Here is a 16,552-nt window from a genome sequence, read left to right on the forward strand (position 1 = left end):
AAGATCAGCGGTCGGGGTGGCGGACGCCGTCGGACAGTTCGGCGCTCAGCGTGCGCAGGGCGGTCAGGGCATCCGCCTCGTCGGGGGTGTCGAGCAGGCAGCGGATCAGCGCGCTGCCGACGATCACCGCGTCGGCGTACCCGGCGACCGTGGCGGCCTGGGCACCGGTGCCCACACCCAGCCCGACGCCGACCGGCAGGTCGGTGACCTCCCGCACCCGGGACACCAGCACCGGCGCCGCCTGGGAGGTCTGCGACCGGGCACCGGTGACGCCCATGATCGCGGTGGCGTAGACGAAGCCCCGGCAGTGCGCGGCCGTCATCGCCAGCCGCTCATCGGTGGAGGACGGCGCGACCAGGAACGTCCGGTCCAGCCCGTGCGCGTCCGAGGCGGCCAGCCACTCGCCGGCCTCCTCGGGGATCAGGTCGGGGGTGATCAGCCCGGTCCCGCCGGCTGCGGCGAGATCCCGGGCGAACGCGTCCACCCCGTACCGCTCGATCGGGTTCCAGTAGGTCATCGTCACCACCGGCGCGCCGGTGGCGGCCACCGCCTCGATGATGCGCAGCGTGTCCCGGGTGCGTACGCCGCCGGCCAGGGCGATGTCGCTGGCACGCTGGATCACCGGGCCGTCCATCACCGGGTCGGAGTACGGGATCTCCACCTCGATCACGTCGACGCCCGCGGCGACCATCGCCTTCATCGCGGCGATGCTGCCCTCGACGGTCGGGAAGCCGGCCGGCATGCAGCCCACCAGCAACGCCCGGCCGTCCGCCCGGGCCTTGTCGAAGGCCACCCCGATCCGGCTGGTCCGCTCGCTCATGGCCTCACTCCTTGTCGAGGATGCCGAAGTACTCGCCGGCGGTGTGCACGTCCTTGTCGCCCCGGCCGGAGAGGTTGACCACGATGGTGGGCTGCCGGCCGAGCTCGGCGGCGAGCTTCGGCGCGATGGCCAGGGTGCCCGCGAGGGCGTGCGCGCTCTCGATCGCGGGGATGATCCCCTCGGTCCGACAGAGCAGCTCGAAGGCGGCCATCGCCTCGTCGTCGGTGACCGGCTGGTACGTGGCCCGGCCGGTGTCGTGCAGCCAGGCGTGCTCCGGGCCCACGCCCGGGTAGTCCAGGCCGGCGGAGATCGAGTGCGACTCCTGCGTCTGGCCGTCGGCGTCCTGGAGTACGAAGGTCCGGGTGCCGTGCAGGACGCCGGTGGAGCCGCCGGTGATGCTCGCGGCGTGCCGGCCGGTGTTCACCCCGTCGCCGCCGGCCTCGAAGCCGTACAGCCGCACCTGCGGGTCGTCGGTGAAGGCGTGGAAGATGCCCAGCGCGTTGGAGCCGCCACCGACACAGGCGGTCACCGCGTCCGGCAGCGCACCGGTCAGGTCCAGGCACTGCGCCCGGGCCTCCTCGCCGATGCCCCGGACGAAGTCGCGGACCAGCGCCGGGAAGGGGTGCGGTCCGGCGGCGGTGCCGATCAGGTAGTGGGTCTCGTCGACGTTGGCGACCCAGTCCCGCATCGCCTCGTTCATCGCGTCCTTGAGGGTGCGCGAGCCGGTCGTCACCGGCACGACAGTCGCCCCGAGCATCCGCATCCGGGCCACGTTCAACGCCTGCCGCTCGGTGTCGACCTGCCCCATGTAGACCACGCACTCCAGGTCGAACAGGGCCGCGGCGGTGGCGGTGGCGACACCGTGCTGACCGGCACCGGTCTCGGCGATCACCCGCCGCTTGCCCATCCGCCGGGTCAGCAGCGCCTGACCGAGCACGTTGCGCACCTTGTGCGCGCCGGTGTGATTGAGGTCCTCCCGCTTGAGCAGCACCCGGGCACCGGCCCGGGCGGAGAACCGCCGGGCCTCGTAGAGCAGCGACGGCGTCCCCGCGTAGTCGCGCAACAATCCGGCGAACTCGGCCCGGAACGTCTCGTCGGCCATCGCCGCCTGGTGCGCCAGGGCCAGTTCGTCGAGCGCGGCGACAAGTGCCTCCGGCACGAACCGGCCGCCGAACGTGCCGAAGTGGCCGGCGGCGTCGGGGAACTGCGCCGGCACCTCGGTGTTCGTGGCGTCAGCACTCATCGCGGGTCCTCTCGCTCACAAACGGTCGCCCGGCTCGGTTCAGCGCACCGGGCGGGGCGTCGCCGGGTGGTTGCCGGCGTTGACCAGCTCGGCCACCGCCTCCCGGGGACTCTTCTGGGTGACCAGACCCTCACCCACGAGGACGGCGTCGGCGCCGGCCGAGGCGTACCGGATCAGGTCGTGCGGGCCGCGTACGCCCGACTCGGCGATCTTGACGACGTTGCTCGGCAGGCCGGGCGCGATCCGCTCGAACACCGACCTGTCGACCTGAAGGGTACGCAGGTCACGGGCGTTGACCCCGATGACCTGAGCGCCGGCCTCCATGGCCCGGTCAGCCTCCTCCTCGTCGTGCACCTCGACCAGCGCGGTCATGCCCAGCGACTCGATCCGCTCCAGCAGGCCGACCAGCACGTTCTGCTCCAGCGCGGCGACGATCAGCAGCACCAGGTCCGCGCCGTGGGCGCGAGCCTCGTGCACCTGGTAGCTGGAGACCACGAAGTCCTTGCGCAGCACCGGGATGTTCACCGCGGCCCGCACGGCGGCGAGGTCGTCAAGTGACCCGCCGAACCAGCGCCCCTCGGTGAGCACGCTTATCGCGCGGGCACCACCGGCCGCGTACTCGCCGGCCAGGTCCGCCGGGTCTGCGATCTCGGCCAGCTTGCCCTTGGACGGCGAGGCACGCTTCACCTCGGCGATGACCGCGACGCCGGGCCGGCGCAGGGCCGCGTACGCGTCCAGTGGCGGCGGCGCGGCGGCGGCCAGTTCACGGATCCGCTCCAGCGGAACCTGTTCCTGCCGCCGGGCCACGTCCTCCCGGACGCCGGCCAGGATCTCGTCGAGCACGCTGACGGGCGTCGCCGAGCCGGCCTCGTCCCCCTCCGCGTGGGCATGTTCAGCAGTCACCAACGGACTCCCCTCTCCGGGTGTCATGGGCCGATGCTAGGGGGCCCCACCTGGACCCGACCGCCGGGGGTATGGCGCTCCTCACGAAATGGGCTGCGGCATAATGGCCCACTTGTGCGCACGGACCGTGACTCTACGTCACGGTATCATCGACGATCACCCATGTGAGAGCGGCCGGGAGGTCGCGCGACGGCCGGCGGGATCCGGCCATGTCGATGCTGTGACCAAGCTCAAGGACCAAGGTCCCTGTGCCGGTCAGGCCCGCTACCGCAGAGTTGACGGTGCAGTCATCACCACGAAACCCGGGCCGAGCAGCATCAGGCTCGGGCACACTCAATGACGCGCCTGCCCCATCGCCACGACGATCTCTCCCCGGGGTGATCATGAGTACCTCCGCGCCGCACCAGACCATCGGACTCACCACCATCTCGCGCACCGTCGCGTCGCTCGCCGTCGGTGTCGTCCACACGTTGGAGCGGGCAGTGATCGGACCGGACCGGATGCGGACCGCGTCCGGCAACGCCTGGGAGGCCATCTGCGCCGACCGTGCCCGAGCCGACCAGCGGGCGGAACTGGACCGCCTCGTCGCGGAGCTCAGCGCCGCCCGGGCGCGCGCCCGGCAACCGGTCGGCTGACCCCACCGACGCCGACCGGTCAGCGGATCGTCGGGTCCTCGCCGCGGTCCAACGCCTCCCACGCATCGACGGTGCCCGCCCCGCCGATCGGACCGCCGGTGCCGGTCGGCCGGGTGGTCCGCCGTTCGTAGCGCGCACCCATCGCCGGCCAGCGGTGACCACGCAGCATGGTCAGCGCGCCACCGACGGCGGCGAGGATCCCGCCGAGCAGGGTGAGCGCCGGCCACTGCCAGGTGACCGGGTCCCCGAGGTCACCGACCAGCCCGTAGCCTCCGCCCGCCGCGAGGGCCAGGCCGAGCAGGGTCAGCAGCCCGCCGAGCACCCGACGCAGTCGGCCCCGGGTGGCCAGCACCGCGCCGCCACCGGCCAGCCCGACGAGGGCCAACGCCGGCAGCCACGGCAGCAGCTGCCCGCCCGTGCGGCCCTCCTCCACCAGCAGCATCGGCTCCGACCGGCCGACCACCCCGACCACCCAGGTGCGGGTCGCCGCCCACAGCGCCAGCCCCGCGCCGGCCAGGCAGAGCAGCACGGCGTACGCCAGCTCACGCCGGCCCGGCACGGGCCGTGCGTCGCCCGTCCCGGGCCCCGCCGGCACGCTCACCGGGTAAGCCTTCCGTTCGCGACTGCGGGACTCCGCTGCGCTACATTCCTCGCGCTCACCGAGCCCGCCTTCCGTTCGCGACTGCGGGACTCCGCTGCGCTACATTCCTCGCGCTCACCGAGCCCGCCTTCCGTTCGCGACTGCGGGACTCCGCTGCGCTACATTCCTCGCGCTCACCGGGCCGGCCTGAGGGTTTCCGCGGCGGCGATGGCCGCCAGCACCGCGGCGGCCTTGTTCCTGGTCTCCTGGTCCTCGGCGGCCGGGTCGGAGTCGGCCACCACGCCTGCCCCGGCCTGCACGTACGCCCGGCCACCCCGGATGAGCGCGGTCCGGATCGCAATGGCCATGTCGAGATCACCGGCGAAACCGAAGTAGCCGACCGTCCCGCCGTAGAGGCCCCGGCGGACCGGCTCCAGCTCCTCGATGATCTCCATTGCGCGTACCTTCGGCGCGCCGGAGAGCGTGCCCGCCGGGAAGGTCGCCGCGAGCGCGTCGAAGGCGGTGCGGTCCGCCCGCAGCGTGCCGACCACCGTGGAGACGATGTGCATCACGTGGCTGTACCGCTCGATGGTGGCGAACTCCGGCACCTCGACGGTGCCGGGACGGCAGACCCGGCCGAGGTCGTTACGGCCCAGGTCGACGAGCATCACGTGCTCGGCGCGTTCCTTCGGGTCGGCGAGCAGTTCGGCGGCGAGCCGGGCGTCGGCCTCCGGGGTCGCGCCACGAGGCCGGGTCCCGGCGATCGGGTGCAGCAGTGCCCGCCGCTCGCCGTCCACCTCACCGGTCACCTTCAGGTGCGCCTCCGGTGACGAGCCGACGATGTCGAAGTCGTCGAAGCGCAGCAGGTACATGTAGGGGCTGGGGTTGGTGGTGCGCAACACCCGGTAGACGTCCAACGGGTCGGCGTCGGTCTCCCGCTCGAACCGCTGGGCGAGCACGATCTGGAAGCACTCACCAGCCCGGATCGCCTCCTTGGCCGCCTCCACCGCCTTCGGGTATCCGCCCTCCGGGGTGCGGCTGCGCACCTCGCCGGCCGGCGGGCGGGCGACCGTGGCGACCATCGGCGGGATGGGCCGCGACAGCGCCGTGGTCATCGCGTCCAGGCGGCCCACCGCGTGGTGGTAGGCGGCGACGACCCGCTCGTCGCGCCCCGGTTCATCCAACGGCGGCAGGATCGCGTTGGCGACCAGGATCGCCGAACCGTCGAAGTGGTCGAGCACCACCAGATCGGTGGCGAGCATCATGCCCAACTCCGGCAGGCGCAGATCGTCCTCGGTGAACGCGGGCAGCCGCTCGAAGCGGCGGATCAGGTCGTAGCCGAGATAACCGACCATGCCGCCGGTCAGCGGTGGCATCCCGTCACCCGCGGTGCCGGGCGGGCCGGCCAGCGCCGTCACCGTCGCGCGTAGCGCCTCGACCGGATCCCCGGAGGTCGGCAGCCCGGCCGGGGGCACGCCGAGCCAGGCCGCGGAGCCGTCCCGCTCGACCAGGGTGGCGCTGCTGCGCACCCCGACGAACGAGTACCGGGCCCAGGCCAGCCCGGACGAGCCGACCCCCTGCTCGGCCGACTCCAACAGGAACGTCCCCGGGCCACCGGCGAGCTTGCGATAGACGCCGACCGGCGTCTCCGCGTCGGCAAGCAGCCGACGGGTGACCGGCACCACTCGCCACCGGGCGGCCAGTTCGGTGAAGGTGGCCGCGTCCGGGCTGACCCGACCATCGCTCCGCTCGCTCATGCCGGCACTCCGCTTCGCTCCGCGCCGCCATGAGGCACCACCGCGCCGAGCCTGATGATTCGCTCGCTCCGCTCGCTCATGAGGCCACCTCGCCGGTTACGGGGAGCTCGGTGGAGAAGCAGGTGCGCTGCCCGGTGTGGCAGGCGGCACCGACCTGGTCGACGCTCACCAGCACCGCGTCACCGTCGCAGTCGAGCGCGACGGAGCGGACGTACTGGTGGTGGCCCGAGGTGGCGCCCTTGACCCAGTACTCGCGCCGGCTGCGCGACCAGTAGGTGGCCCGACCGGTGGTAAGTGTGCGGTGCAGGGCCTCGTCGTCCATCCAGGCCATCATCAGCACCTCACCGCTGTCGTGTTGGCGGACCACGGCGGCCACCAGGCCGTCAGGGGTGCGCCGCAGGCGGCCGGCGATAGCCGGATCGAGCCGTGACGGTCGCTGCGAACCGCCCAACGGCTCCGGCTGGTCAGGGTGGGCGCCGGTCACCGGCGCGTCAGGTACGGGCACAGTGACCCATTGTCCCGCACGCGGCGCGGGCACCCCAGCGGGCTCCCGGCTGGCGGACGGGGCACCGCCGCCGGTTCGGCCCAGCTGGGCCACGTAGCGGTCCAGGCGCCCGTCCAGCAGGGCGTCGGCGAGGTCCGGACCGGCTACCTGGCCCACCTCGGCCGCGTACGGACGGATCAACGGCAGGGTGCCGGTCACCAGGCGAGCCGCTGCCGCCCACACCTGGCCGGTCGAGCCGGGACGCAGGCCGAGACAGCGCAGCATGTCCTCGCGGTAGCCGGCCGGCGCCACCGGCAGGTCGAGCGCGGCGGCGAAGGCGGACCGGCGGGAGACCACCCGTACCGACGGGTTCGCCAGCCGCAGCACCGAGGGGCAGAGCCGGGCCAGGTCGGCGGCGGCCAGCCGGGCACCGAGCGGATCCTCGTCGTCCCGGGCCGCGGCCACCTTGCCGAGCGTGGCGATCAACTCCTCCAGCCGGGGCTCGTCGGCCGGCTGGCAGAGCACCGGCAGGTCGATGCGGTGCCGCCAGTACGGGTCGGCCCAGAGCAGCCGGGTAGGGGCCGTCACCGGCAGGCCGAACGCCCAGTCGGCCGGCTCACCGAGGCGGGTCACCCAGGAGCGGATGTCCCGGGCCGCCACCGACACATGGGTCAGCCGGCCGGAGTGCTCCGCGAGGTACGCCCGACGGGCCGCGTACGGAGCGCCACCGAGCAGCACGTCGACATCGACGTCACTGTGCGCGGTGGCGGCCCGGCGCGCGTGGCTGCCACGCAGCAGGATGCCAACCACGGGCCGGTCGGCGCTCGCCCGCAGCCGGGCGGCCCAGTCGTCGAAGAACCCACTGTCCGGTGACGGAGCGTGATCCACTGAGCAATCGTGCCGCACGTCCGATCCGGGCGCAATGACCGGTGACGGACCTGGCGTCCGATCTGACGGCAGCTGACCGTGCTATTAGCCTTCCTAACCCAGAGGGCGTTTCGCCCAATTCTGCGGCTCAGTCGAATTCACCCAGCTCCGCCCGCCGGTAATGGTCGATCTTGAAGTCGAGGACCTTCAGGTCCTCCTCCAGCTCGGCCATCCGGTGCAGCACCCGTACCCGGTGCTCCTCGAACAGCGCCCGGCGGGCGCCGAGCGTGCCGTCGCCCTGTCGGGCCAGCTCGACGTAGCGGCGCATGTCGCGGACGGGCATGCCGGTACGGCGCAGCCGGGTCAGCAGCAGCAGCCAGTTGACGTCGTCCGCGGTGTAGCGACGCCGACCGGCGGAATCCCGGCCCACCGGGGCCACCAGCCCCTCCTGCTCGTACCAACGCAACGTGTGGGTGGTCAGGCCGACCCGCTGGGCCGCCTCGCTGACGGTGTAGGTCGGCTCCCGCGTACCGATGTCCATCGTTCGAGGGTCCCAGCACCGGACGGCCCGGCGCGACCCCGTGACCCGCGCTTGCCGAACCGGCCGTATTTCACCTACCGTTGATTTCAACAGACAATGAATTTGGGGAGGTGGGCGATGGACGACGCGATCGCCGTTCGGGGCCTGGTCGTGGACCGGGGCCGACGGCGGGTGCTGCACGGCATCGACGCCACGGTGCCGCGCGGCTCGGTCACCGGGCTGCTCGGGCCCAGCGGCAGCGGCAAGACCACGCTCATGCGCGCGATCGTCGGCGTGCAGCTGATCAGCGCCGGCAAGGTGACGGTGCTCGGGGCCCCGGCCGGCTCACCGCCGCTGCGCCACCGGGTCGGTTACCTGACCCAGTCGCCGAGCGTCTACGCCGACCTGACGGTGCGGGAGAACGCCCGCTACTTCGCCGCGCTGCACGGCCGCGACCGGTCCGAGGCCGACCGCGCGGTAGCCAACGTCGGCCTCGCCTCGGCGGCCGGCCAACTTGTGGGCACCCTCTCCGGCGGGCAGCGCAGCCGGGCGTCGCTGGCCTGCGCACTGGTCGGCGAGCCCGAGTTGATCGTGCTCGACGAGCCCACAGTGGGTCAGGATCCGGTGCTGCGGGCCGACCTCTGGGCCCGATTCCATGCGCTGGCCGCGACCGGGACGACGCTGCTGGTGTCGAGTCATGTGATGGACGAGGCCGCCCGGTGCGACCGGTTGCTGCTCATCCGGGAGGGACGGCTCATCGCCGACGACACCCCGGCGGCCGTCCGGGCCGCAGCCGGGGTCGACGACCTCGACGAGGCGTTCCTGCGGCTGATCAGAGCCAGTCAGCCCGACCAGTCCGGAGAGGCGTGATGAGCCCGCGCATCCTGGCCGCCACCGTCGCCCGCATCCTGCGGCAGCTGCGCCACGACAAACGAACCGTCGCGCTGCTGGTGGCCGTGCCCGCCGTCCTGCTCACCCTGATCTACTACATGTACGCCGACCAGCCCGCGCCGCCCGGGCAGCCGTCGACGTTCGACCGCATCGCGCTGGTGATGCTCGGCTTCTTCCCGTTCATCATCATGTTCCTGGTGACCAGCATCGCGATGCTGCGCGAGCGCACCACCGGCACGCTGGAACGACTGCTCACCACTCCACTGGCCAAGACCGACCTGCTCTTCGGGTACGGGATCGCCTTCGGGCTGGCCGGCGCGGTGCAGGCCGGCATCGCCTCCGCCGTCGCGTACTGGGTCTTCGGTCTCCAGACCGCTGGCAGCAGCGCGCTGGTCATCATGATCGCCGCACTGAACGCCGTGCTCGCCGTCGCGCTCGGGCTGCTCTGCAGTGCCTTCGCCCGCACCGAATTCCAGGCCGTACAGTTCATGCCGGTCGTGGTCGCACCACAACTGCTGCTCTGCGGGCTGTTCGTACCCCGCGACGAGATGGCCGGCTGGTTGCAGGCGATAAGTGACGTGCTGCCCCTGTCGTACGCCGTCGAGGCCCTGCAAGAGGTCGGCAGGCACGCCGAACCGACCGGGACGATGTGGCGCGACGTGGCGATCGTCGCCGGCGCGGCGGTGCTGGCGCTGGTGCTCGCCGCGGCCACCCTGCGCCGACGCAGCGGCTGACGGCACCATGCCTGCCCGGCGCGGGTGGACCGCGCGCGCCGGGCAGGCACCGGCGCGGACAGGAGCGAGGGAGGGCGATGGTACGGCGCAGCGGACGGCGACCCGGCAAACCCGGCACCCGGGACACGATTCTCGACGCCGCCCGGGCCGTCTTCGCCGAACGCGGCTACGACACCAGCACCATCCGAGCCATCGCCACCTCCGCCGGGGTCGATCCGGCGCTGGTGCACCACTACTTCGGCACCAAGGAACAGCTCTTCCTGGCCGCCATGCGCTTTCCGGTGAACCCGGGGGAACTGCTGCCCAAGGTGCTCGCCGGTGACCGTGCAGCCCTCGGCGAACGGCTGGTCCGCATGTTCGTCACGGTCTGGGACTCGCCCGCCGGTGCCGCCGGGGTGGCCCTGCTGCGCTCCGCGGTCAGCAGCGAATGGACCGCCCGGCTGCTGCGCGAGTTTCTCACCACCCAGGTGCTGCGCCGGGTCCTCGACCAGCTCGACGTCGATCCGGCCGAGGTGCCGCTGCGCGGGTCGCTGGTGGCCAGCCAACTCGTCGGGCTGGCGCTGATGCGCTACGTGATCCGGCTGGAGCCGGTCGCCTCCGCCGCGCCGGAGACCCTGATCGCCACGGTCGGCCCGACCGTGCACCGCTATCTGACCGGCGAACTCGGCGGCTGAGTCGCCCAGGATCAGCCCGCGCTGAGCACCGGCTCCAGCAGCCGGGTCAGGTCGGCCTGGTCGGTCAACCGGCGGCCGAAGGAGAGCCGGGCACGTCGCCGGGCACCCGGCCGACCGAAGGTCACCAGCATTCCGTACCTGTCGATCCGCTCGACCCGTGGCGCGTGCCCGGCCGGACCGGCGGCCAGGCCAAGCTGCCGGCGCAGGTAGTCCGTCATCCGCTGGGCGTGGTCCTCGCCGAGGTGGGCGAGCAGCCCCGCCTCGACCGGGTGCAGCGGATCCGGCTCGGCCTCCGCGTACGCCGCCGGGTCGATCCGGCGCAACTCGCCGGCCCGGTGCCAACGCGCCTCCGCCACCTCGAAGCGGAACAGCCGAAAGCGGGTGCCGACGTCGAGCAGGTCGCCGGTGGGCTCCACCGCGGCAAAGTCCAGCGCGGCGCCCCGTGCCTCGTCGCCGGCCAACCGGCGCGCCCAACCGGAGACCAGGGCCCGGCCGAGTGACGGCGCCCCGGCGGCGGGCGGCAGGTCCAGCACGTCGAGCACCACCGCGACGGCACGCTCCTCGGCACCGGCACCCAGCGCTGCCGCGAGATCGCTGACCACCGGCACCAGCAGCAGCACCCGCCCCTCGGGGTCGGTGGCGTGGCGCGCATGATGCAGGCCGGGCCGGCAGGCCAGGTGAACGAGGCCAGGCAACCGACCCGCAACCAGGGTCCGGACGATCTCAGCGGGGCTGGGCCGCATGACACGACCTCCTTTGAGGTTAGGCTTACCTAACTCGGAGGGTATGGCATCGGCCCGGCGGCGTCTACCGGGTCTGCTCAAGCCACGAGGCGTAGAGCAGCCCGTACACCGAATCCGGGTCGCGGATCAGCTCGTCGTGCGAACCACGCTGCACGACCCGCCCCTGATCCACCACGATCACCTCGTCGGCGTTCTGCGCGGTCGACAACCGGTGCGCGATCGCCAGGGTGGTCCGACCCCGGGTCACCGCGTCCAACGTCCGCTGCAACCGCACCTCGGTGGCCGGATCCACCGCGCTTGTCGCCTCGTCCAGCACCAGCAGGTCCGGATCGGCCACGTACGCCCGGGCCAACGCCACCAACTGACGCTCCCCCACGCTCAACGCCTCGCCCCGCTCCCCCACCCCGGTCGCCAGCCCGGCGGGCAACCCGTCCAGCCAGTCAGCCAGACCCAGCTCGGTGAACGCGGCGGTCAGCTGCTCATCGGTAAGCTCCGGGCGGGCGAAGCGGACGTTGTCGGCCACCGTGGCGTCGAACAGGAACCCGTCCTGCGGCACCATCACCACCCGGGAGCGCAGCGAGTCGAAGCGCACGTCGGTCAGCGGCACCCCGGACAGCAGCACCGCCCCCGCCGTCGGGTCCATCAGCCGGGTCACCAGCTTGGCGAAGGTTGTCTTGCCGCTGCCGGTCTCACCGACCACCGCCACCCGACTCTTCGCCGGTATCTCCAGGCTGATGTCATGCAGCACCGTCGGGCCGCCCGGATAGGCGAAACGTACGCCGCCGAAGCGGATGTCCAGCGGCCCGGTGGGCAGCTCACGCCCCTGCGACCCGGGATCCGCCACATCCGGTTCGACGTCCAGCACGTCGAGCACCCGACGCCAGCCGGCGATCGCGTTCTGCGCCTCGTTGAGCACCTCGGTGGCGATCTGTACCGGCTGGATGAAGAGCGTCACCAGGAACAGGAACGCGGTGATCTCACCGATGCTCAGCGTCTGGTCGGCGCCGAGGAACACCCCCAGCACCACCACACCGGCCAACGCCAGGCCGGCCGCCAGCTCACCGACCGAGCTGCCGAGAATGCTGATCCGGATCGCCTTCTGCTGTGCCCGCCGCTGACCGTCGATCGCCTCGTCCAGCCGCCGGGCCGTGCGCCCCGCGATGCCGTACGCCCGGATCACCGGCGCGCCGACCACGCTCTCCCCGACCGCGCCCAGCAGGGCGCCGGTGCGCTGCCGGACCACCCCGTACGCCGCGGCGAGCCGGCGTTGGAGCAGCCGGATCACCAGCACCGCCGGCCCGAAGGCGGCGAAGACCACGAGGGTCAACTGCCACGAGTACGCCAGCATCACGGCCGTGGTGACCGCCAACTGCCCCAGGTTGACCAGGAGGATCACCCCGCCCCACTGGAGGAACTGGGTGATCTGGTCGACGTCGCTGGTGACCCGGGAGACCAGCGAACCGCGCCGCTCCGACTGCTGGTGCAGCATCGACAGGTCGTGCACGTGCCGGAAGGCACGTACGCGTACCCCCGCCAGCGCCGTCTCGCTGACCGTGAACAGCCGGCGCATCATCAGGTAGCCACACGTCGTGGTCACCACCAGCACCGCCGCGGTGACCGACACCACCACGAACAGCGCGTCCAGGTCCAACCCGCCGGCGATGCCCCGGTCGATGCCCTGCTGCACCGCCACCGGCACGGCCACCCGGCCGACCATGTACACGAGCGCCAGACCGAGGGTGCCGGCCAGCCCGACCCGCAGTTCCGGGGAGAGCGCCAGCCCTCGCCGCAGCGTCCGCCACGTCGACTCGGCCTGCTCAGGCGCTTCGCCGACCGTCCCCGCTCCCACGCTCACCGGTCCACCTCCAGTCCGGAGGTCATCGGGGTGACCTCGTCGTACGTGCGCTGCCGGTCGTGGTCGACCTCGGCCTGCTCATAGGCGGTGACCAGATCGGCGTACCCCGGCACGGTGGCCAGCAGCCTGCTGTGGGTGCCCCGCGCCACGACCCGCCCCTGTTCCAGGTAGATGACCTCGTCGGCGAGCGCGATGGTCGCCCGCCGGTAGGCCACCACCAGGATCGACGCGCCCGGGCCGCCGCCGGACGACGAGCGCAGCCCGGCCAGGATGGCGGCCTCCACCCGGGGGTCGACCGCGCTTGTCGCGTCGTCGAGCACCAACAGGCGGGGACGACCCGCCAACGCCCGGGCGAGGGTGAGTCGCTGCCGCTGGCCGCCGGAGAGGGAGGTACCCCGCTCACCGACCATGGTGTCCAGCCCGTCGGGCAGGGCGGCGACGAACCCGTCGGCCTCGGCCAGGCGCAGCGCGGCCCAGACGGCCTCGTCGTCGACGCCCGGACGGTCCAGCGAGACGTTGGCCCGGACCGTGTCGTCGAAGACGAACGGCACCTGGGCGACCAGCGCGGCGGTGCCGGCAAGCACGTCAGCGGCCAGGTCGCGAACATCCACGCCGTCGATGCTGACCGTGCCCGACAATGGATCGACCAGCCGGACCGCCAGCGCGGTGATCGTCGACTTGCCGGCGCCGGTCGGTCCGACCAGGGCGACGGTCTTGCCCGCCGGCACGGTGAAGGTGACCTCGCCCAACACCTCGGCGCCGGGCAGGTGCGCCTCCGCCGGTTCGTAGGCGAAGCCGACGTCGGTGAAGGTGAGCGTGGCCGGCGTCGCCACGGCCGGGTCCGGCCGGGTGTCGCCGTACGGCATCTCGCCGGTGGCGTCGAGCACCCGGCGGATCCGGTCCCAGCCGGCGACGCTGCGCGGCAGTTCGGCCAGCACCCAGCCGATGGCCCGCACTGGGAACGCCAGCACGGTGAAGAGGAAGGCCACGCTGACCAGCTCGGACACCTCGATGGCACCCTGCCGCAGCCGGTACGCGCCGACCACCAGCACCGCGAGGGTGCCGAGACTGGGCAGCGTCTCCAGCATCGGGTCGAAGATGCCCCGCAGCCGACCGACCGAGATCAGCGCGTCGCGCAACTGGCCGGCCCGGGCCGCGAACCGGGCGGTCTCCTGGGCCTCCCGACCCATCGTCTTGACCACCAGCGCGCCGTCGAAGCTCTCGTGCGCGATGCCGCTGACCTCGGCGCGCAGCCGCTGCGCCCGCGCCTGCCGGGGCGCCATCCGGCGGGAGTACGCCACGTTGAGCGCGAACAGGGCCGGGAAGACGGCCAGCCCGACCAGCGCCAGCGCCCAGTCGACGGCGAACAGCGACGTCACCGCGCCGATCAGCATCACCAGCGTGCCCACCGCGAAGGGCAGCGGCGCGATCGGCTGCCAGGCGGCCTCGACGTCGGAGTTGGCGTTGGACAGCAGCGTGCCTGTGGCGTTGCGGTGGTGCCAGGACAGCGGCAGTTCCAGGTACCGCCGGGTGACCCGGCGACGGTAGGCGGCCTGGAGGCGGAACTGCATGTAGCCGGCGCCGAGCCGGCGACCGAAGATGCCGACCACCCGCAGCACACTCAGCCCGAGCAGTGCCGCGGCGGCCAGCCCCAACGCGCCCACCGCCACCGAACCGCTCTCGACGGCCGGCACCACCACATCACCGACGACCGCGCCGACCACGAACGCGCTGGCGACCACCATCAGCCCGAACAGCACGCTGCCGGCCACCGCGACCGCGAAGATCCTCGGTTGTTCCCGGATGGCCCGCCCGAGAACGGTCAGCCCGCGACCGAGCACGTCCCGACTAGTCCCGCTCGCCACATTCTCCCCCGCCGTAAGCCGCCATAATCCTCTCTCATCCTTACCGCTACCGACCCGGTACGCCGACCCGCGGCGATATGTCCGACGTCACCCCGGGACCCGGGTCGCCCGCGCGCCCGGCTCAGGACGCGAGCTGCCCCGCACCGGCCTACGATCACTGCCATGCCGCGGTACGCCCGATCGGAGCGCGAGGCGCTCACCGAACTGATGTCCACCCTGGGCCCGGACGCCCCGACCCTCAACGAGGGCTGGACGACCCGTGACCTCGCCGCCCACCTGGTGGTCCGGGAGCGTCGTCCGGACGCCGCCGCGGGCATCGTCCTCCCACCACTGAGCGGGCACGCCGAGCGGGTGCGGCGTCAGGTCGCCGCCCTCGACTGGACCGAACTGCTCGCTCAGGTGCGACGTCCTCCGCTGTGGAGCCCGGTGAGCAACCCGCTGACCGACGAGCTGACAAACACGCTGGAGTTCTTCATCCACCACGAGGACGTACGCCGCGCCCGGGCCGGCTGGCAGCCCCGGGAGTTGCCGGTGGGGTTGGAGCGGGGACTGTGGCGACGGGTGTCGACGCTGGGGCGGATGGCGCTGCGCCGCTTTCCGGCCCAGGTGCTGGTGCAGGCGCCCGGCCACGGCGAGGTGGCCACCGGCCGTGGCGGCGAACCGCTGCGGCTGGTCGGCACCCCCGGTGAGCTGGCCCTGTTCCTGTCCGGCCGGCAACGCGCGGCGCGGGTGCAACTCGACGGCGCGCCGGCCCTGGCCGATCGGCTCCGCACCGCCAGCCTGGGCTTCTAACCCTCTGTGCGGAACCGGTCACGGCAAAATCCGAAACGTTACTCAGCTCATCGGTCGACCACGATCGGTGCTCCCGTACGCTGACCGCGCCGCCTCGTGGGGGGGCGGCGACAGGGAGCGCGATGCGAAGCTTTGTGGTCTCGGCCCTGCGCGAGCCTCCGTTCGCCCACGTGCGGCACGAGGACACCGAGCACGTGGCGCGGGAGAGCGCGGACTGGGCGCAGGACCTGGGCCTGATCAGTAACGGGCAGCGGCTGCACCGGGCAGATGCCGCCGGGCTCGCTGGGCGGGCCTGTCCGCAGGCTCCGCGGGAACGTCTGCGCCTACTGACCGATCTGATCTCCTGGCTGTTCGTGATGGACGACGCCTGCGACGAGGACGGGCTGGGTGCCGAACCCACCCGACTCGCGCCGACCGTGGCAGCGCTGCTGGACGTGCTGGACCGCCAGGGCGCGCCGGGTCCGGTGCCGCCCGGAGCGGCCGGGACGCTGGCGCTCGGCCTGGCCGACCTGTGCCAACGGGTGCGTGGCCACCGGCGTCCGGCGGTGCTGCTGCGATTCGTCGCCGGGATGCGCGAGTACCTGCTCGCGCTGCTGTGGGAGGCGGCGAACCGGGAACACGAGCGGGTCCCGCCGATCGACGAGTACGTCCAGATGCGCCGGCACACCGGCGCCGTGTACCCCAGCCTCACCCTTACCGACCTGGCGTTGGACGGCTTTCCGCCGGCCGTACGCCGAGCCGATCCCGGGTGGGCCACCCTGGAGGCGCTGGCCGCCGATCTCATCTGCTGGTGCAACGACGTCTTCTCCTACCGCAAGGAGCACCAGGGTGGGCCGGACGCGCACAATCTGATCACGGTACTGGCCAGGGAGACCGGCGACGAGTCGGTGGCGCTGCGGGCCGCTGCCGACCGGTTCAACGATCGACTCGGGGCGTATCTGGCGGCCGAGACCGACCTGTTGGCCAGCCACGGCGACGCGGTACGCCCGGCGTTGGACACCCGGCGGAACTGGATCCGGGCCACCTACGACTGGTCACGGGCGGCGGCCCGCTACGAGTGAGACGAGGGTGCCTTTCGTGGGAAGAGGCTGGTGGATGATCGTCAGGGCTAGCCGATGCCCGGGGACAGGCAATACCCTTCGGTAACGAACACCGACCGTGACGACCGTCACGCCTCCACCCCCGAAGG

Annotated in this window: 16 protein-coding genes and 1 pseudogene; 6 read left to right on the top strand and 11 right to left on the bottom strand. The window is 72.6% G+C overall.

What is annotated here, in order from left to right; translation table 11 throughout:
* Positions 1-4 precede the first annotated feature (4 nt).
* Genes trpA through trpC form a run of 3 tightly spaced genes read right to left on the bottom strand, consistent with a single transcriptional unit; the run spans position 5 to position 2,906 of the window.
* Positions 5-820 (bottom strand): tryptophan synthase subunit alpha, encoded by an 816-nt coding sequence (gene trpA, locus ACN26Z_RS22745; RefSeq protein ID WP_421463385.1) that lies wholly within the window; start codon positions 818-820, stop codon positions 5-7.
* A 4-nt stretch (positions 821-824) separates the two neighbouring features.
* A complete protein-coding gene (trpB, locus tag ACN26Z_RS22750; RefSeq protein WP_093401525.1) occupies positions 825-2,063 on the bottom strand; it encodes a tryptophan synthase subunit beta in 1,239 nt (412 codons plus the stop codon).
* Between the two features lie 39 nt (positions 2,064-2,102).
* Positions 2,103-2,906, bottom strand: a complete 804-nt coding sequence (trpC, locus tag ACN26Z_RS22755) for an indole-3-glycerol phosphate synthase TrpC (protein ID WP_170863280.1) — start codon at positions 2,904-2,906, stop codon at positions 2,103-2,105.
* 443 nt (positions 2,907-3,349) lie between these two features.
* On the opposite strand from trpC, the gene ACN26Z_RS22760 reads away from it, so the two are divergent.
* Positions 3,350-3,601, top strand: a complete 252-nt coding sequence (locus tag ACN26Z_RS22760; protein ID WP_396885872.1) for a hypothetical protein — start codon at positions 3,350-3,352, stop codon at positions 3,599-3,601.
* A gap of 19 nt (positions 3,602-3,620) precedes the next feature.
* Here the strand turns inward: ACN26Z_RS22760 and ACN26Z_RS22765 are convergent, their stop codons facing one another.
* From ACN26Z_RS22765 to ACN26Z_RS22785, 5 genes and pseudogenes are all read right to left on the bottom strand, one after another.
* The gene (locus ACN26Z_RS22765) at positions 3,621-4,202 is read right to left on the bottom strand and encodes a Trp biosynthesis-associated membrane protein (RefSeq protein WP_421463386.1); all 582 of its coding nucleotides are present in this window, start codon (positions 4,200-4,202) and stop codon (positions 3,621-3,623) included.
* A 173-nt stretch (positions 4,203-4,375) separates the two neighbouring features.
* Complete coding sequence (locus ACN26Z_RS22770; RefSeq protein ID WP_421463387.1) at positions 4,376-5,938, bottom strand: anthranilate synthase component I; 1,563 nt, start codon at positions 5,936-5,938, stop codon at positions 4,376-4,378.
* A gap of 76 nt (positions 5,939-6,014) precedes the next feature.
* Complete coding sequence (gene hisI / locus ACN26Z_RS22775; RefSeq protein WP_093401624.1) at positions 6,015-6,443, bottom strand: phosphoribosyl-AMP cyclohydrolase; 429 nt, start codon at positions 6,441-6,443, stop codon at positions 6,015-6,017.
* Between the two features lie 180 nt (positions 6,444-6,623).
* Positions 6,624-7,328, bottom strand: a pseudogene (locus tag ACN26Z_RS22780) (phosphoribosyl-AMP cyclohydrolase); the annotation flags it as partial.
* Positions 7,329-7,437: 109 nt separating this feature from the next.
* Entirely contained in the window at positions 7,438-7,830 is a 393-nt protein-coding gene (locus ACN26Z_RS22785; protein ID WP_093401528.1) for a MerR family transcriptional regulator, read from the bottom strand.
* 117 nt (positions 7,831-7,947) lie between these two features.
* Here ACN26Z_RS22785 and ACN26Z_RS22790 point away from each other — a divergent pair, with 117 nt between their 5' ends.
* The 3 genes from ACN26Z_RS22790 (at position 7,948) to ACN26Z_RS22800 (ending at position 10,108) form a co-directional block, all read left to right on the top strand.
* Positions 7,948-8,679, top strand: a complete 732-nt coding sequence (locus tag ACN26Z_RS22790) for an ABC transporter ATP-binding protein (protein ID WP_421463388.1) — start codon at positions 7,948-7,950, stop codon at positions 8,677-8,679.
* Positions 8,679-9,434 (top strand): ABC transporter permease, encoded by a 756-nt coding sequence (locus ACN26Z_RS22795; protein WP_421463389.1) that lies wholly within the window; start codon positions 8,679-8,681, stop codon positions 9,432-9,434. Before ACN26Z_RS22790 ends, ACN26Z_RS22795 begins: the two co-directional genes overlap by 1 nt.
* A 77-nt stretch (positions 9,435-9,511) precedes the next feature.
* On the top strand, positions 9,512-10,108 hold the full coding sequence (locus ACN26Z_RS22800; RefSeq protein ID WP_093401531.1) for a TetR family transcriptional regulator: 597 nt from the start codon (positions 9,512-9,514) through the stop codon (positions 10,106-10,108).
* Positions 10,109-10,119: 11 nt separating this feature from the next.
* Here the strand turns inward: ACN26Z_RS22800 and ACN26Z_RS22805 are convergent, their stop codons facing one another.
* The 3 genes from ACN26Z_RS22805 to ACN26Z_RS22815 all read right to left on the bottom strand — a co-directional run bounded on the left by ACN26Z_RS22805 (position 10,120) and on the right by ACN26Z_RS22815 (position 14,571).
* Positions 10,120-10,851: a DUF2470 domain-containing protein gene (locus ACN26Z_RS22805; protein WP_093401532.1), complete on the bottom strand. Its 732-nt coding sequence runs from the start codon at positions 10,849-10,851 to the stop codon at positions 10,120-10,122.
* A 64-nt stretch (positions 10,852-10,915) separates the two neighbouring features.
* Positions 10,916-12,700, bottom strand: coding sequence for an ABC transporter ATP-binding protein (locus ACN26Z_RS22810; RefSeq protein ID WP_421464698.1), 1,785 nt, complete (start codon positions 12,698-12,700; stop codon positions 10,916-10,918).
* A 2-nt stretch (positions 12,701-12,702) separates the two neighbouring features.
* Positions 12,703-14,571, bottom strand: coding sequence for an ABC transporter ATP-binding protein (locus ACN26Z_RS22815; RefSeq protein WP_421463390.1), 1,869 nt, complete (start codon positions 14,569-14,571; stop codon positions 12,703-12,705).
* 162 nt (positions 14,572-14,733) lie between these two features.
* Between ACN26Z_RS22815 and ACN26Z_RS22820 the strand changes: the two genes are divergently transcribed.
* Positions 14,734-15,363: a TIGR03085 family metal-binding protein gene (locus ACN26Z_RS22820; protein ID WP_282237446.1), complete on the top strand. Its 630-nt coding sequence runs from the start codon at positions 14,734-14,736 to the stop codon at positions 15,361-15,363.
* Between the two features lie 122 nt (positions 15,364-15,485).
* Entirely contained in the window at positions 15,486-16,424 is a 939-nt protein-coding gene (locus ACN26Z_RS22825) for a terpene synthase family protein (protein ID WP_282237445.1), read from the top strand.
* The last annotated feature ends 128 nt before the right edge of the window (positions 16,425-16,552 follow it).

This window comes from Verrucosispora sp. WMMD703 (assembly GCF_049178935.1).
GTDB lineage: Bacteria > Actinomycetota > Actinomycetes > Mycobacteriales > Micromonosporaceae > Micromonospora > Micromonospora sediminimaris.

Coding starts and splice junctions, on each gene's coding strand:
- trpA (WP_421463385.1), bottom strand. CDS start 820: ATGAGCGAGCGGACCAGCCGGATCGGGGTGGCCTTCGACAAGGCCCGG.
- trpB (WP_093401525.1), bottom strand. CDS start 2,063: ATGAGTGCTGACGCCACGAACACCGAGGTGCCGGCGCAGTTCCCCGAC.
- ACN26Z_RS22760 (WP_396885872.1), top strand. CDS start 3,350: ATGAGTACCTCCGCGCCGCACCAGACCATCGGACTCACCACCATCTCG.
- ACN26Z_RS22770 (WP_421463387.1), bottom strand. CDS start 5,938: ATGAGCGAGCGGAGCGATGGTCGGGTCAGCCCGGACGCGGCCACCTTC.
- ACN26Z_RS22785 (WP_093401528.1), bottom strand. CDS start 7,830: ATGGACATCGGTACGCGGGAGCCGACCTACACCGTCAGCGAGGCGGCC.
- ACN26Z_RS22790 (WP_421463388.1), top strand. CDS start 7,948: ATGGACGACGCGATCGCCGTTCGGGGCCTGGTCGTGGACCGGGGCCGA.
- ACN26Z_RS22795 (WP_421463389.1), top strand. CDS start 8,679: ATGAGCCCGCGCATCCTGGCCGCCACCGTCGCCCGCATCCTGCGGCAG.
- ACN26Z_RS22800 (WP_093401531.1), top strand. CDS start 9,512: ATGGTACGGCGCAGCGGACGGCGACCCGGCAAACCCGGCACCCGGGAC.
- ACN26Z_RS22805 (WP_093401532.1), bottom strand. CDS start 10,851: ATGCGGCCCAGCCCCGCTGAGATCGTCCGGACCCTGGTTGCGGGTCGG.
- ACN26Z_RS22820 (WP_282237446.1), top strand. CDS start 14,734: ATGCCGCGGTACGCCCGATCGGAGCGCGAGGCGCTCACCGAACTGATG.
- ACN26Z_RS22825 (WP_282237445.1), top strand. CDS start 15,486: ATGCGAAGCTTTGTGGTCTCGGCCCTGCGCGAGCCTCCGTTCGCCCAC.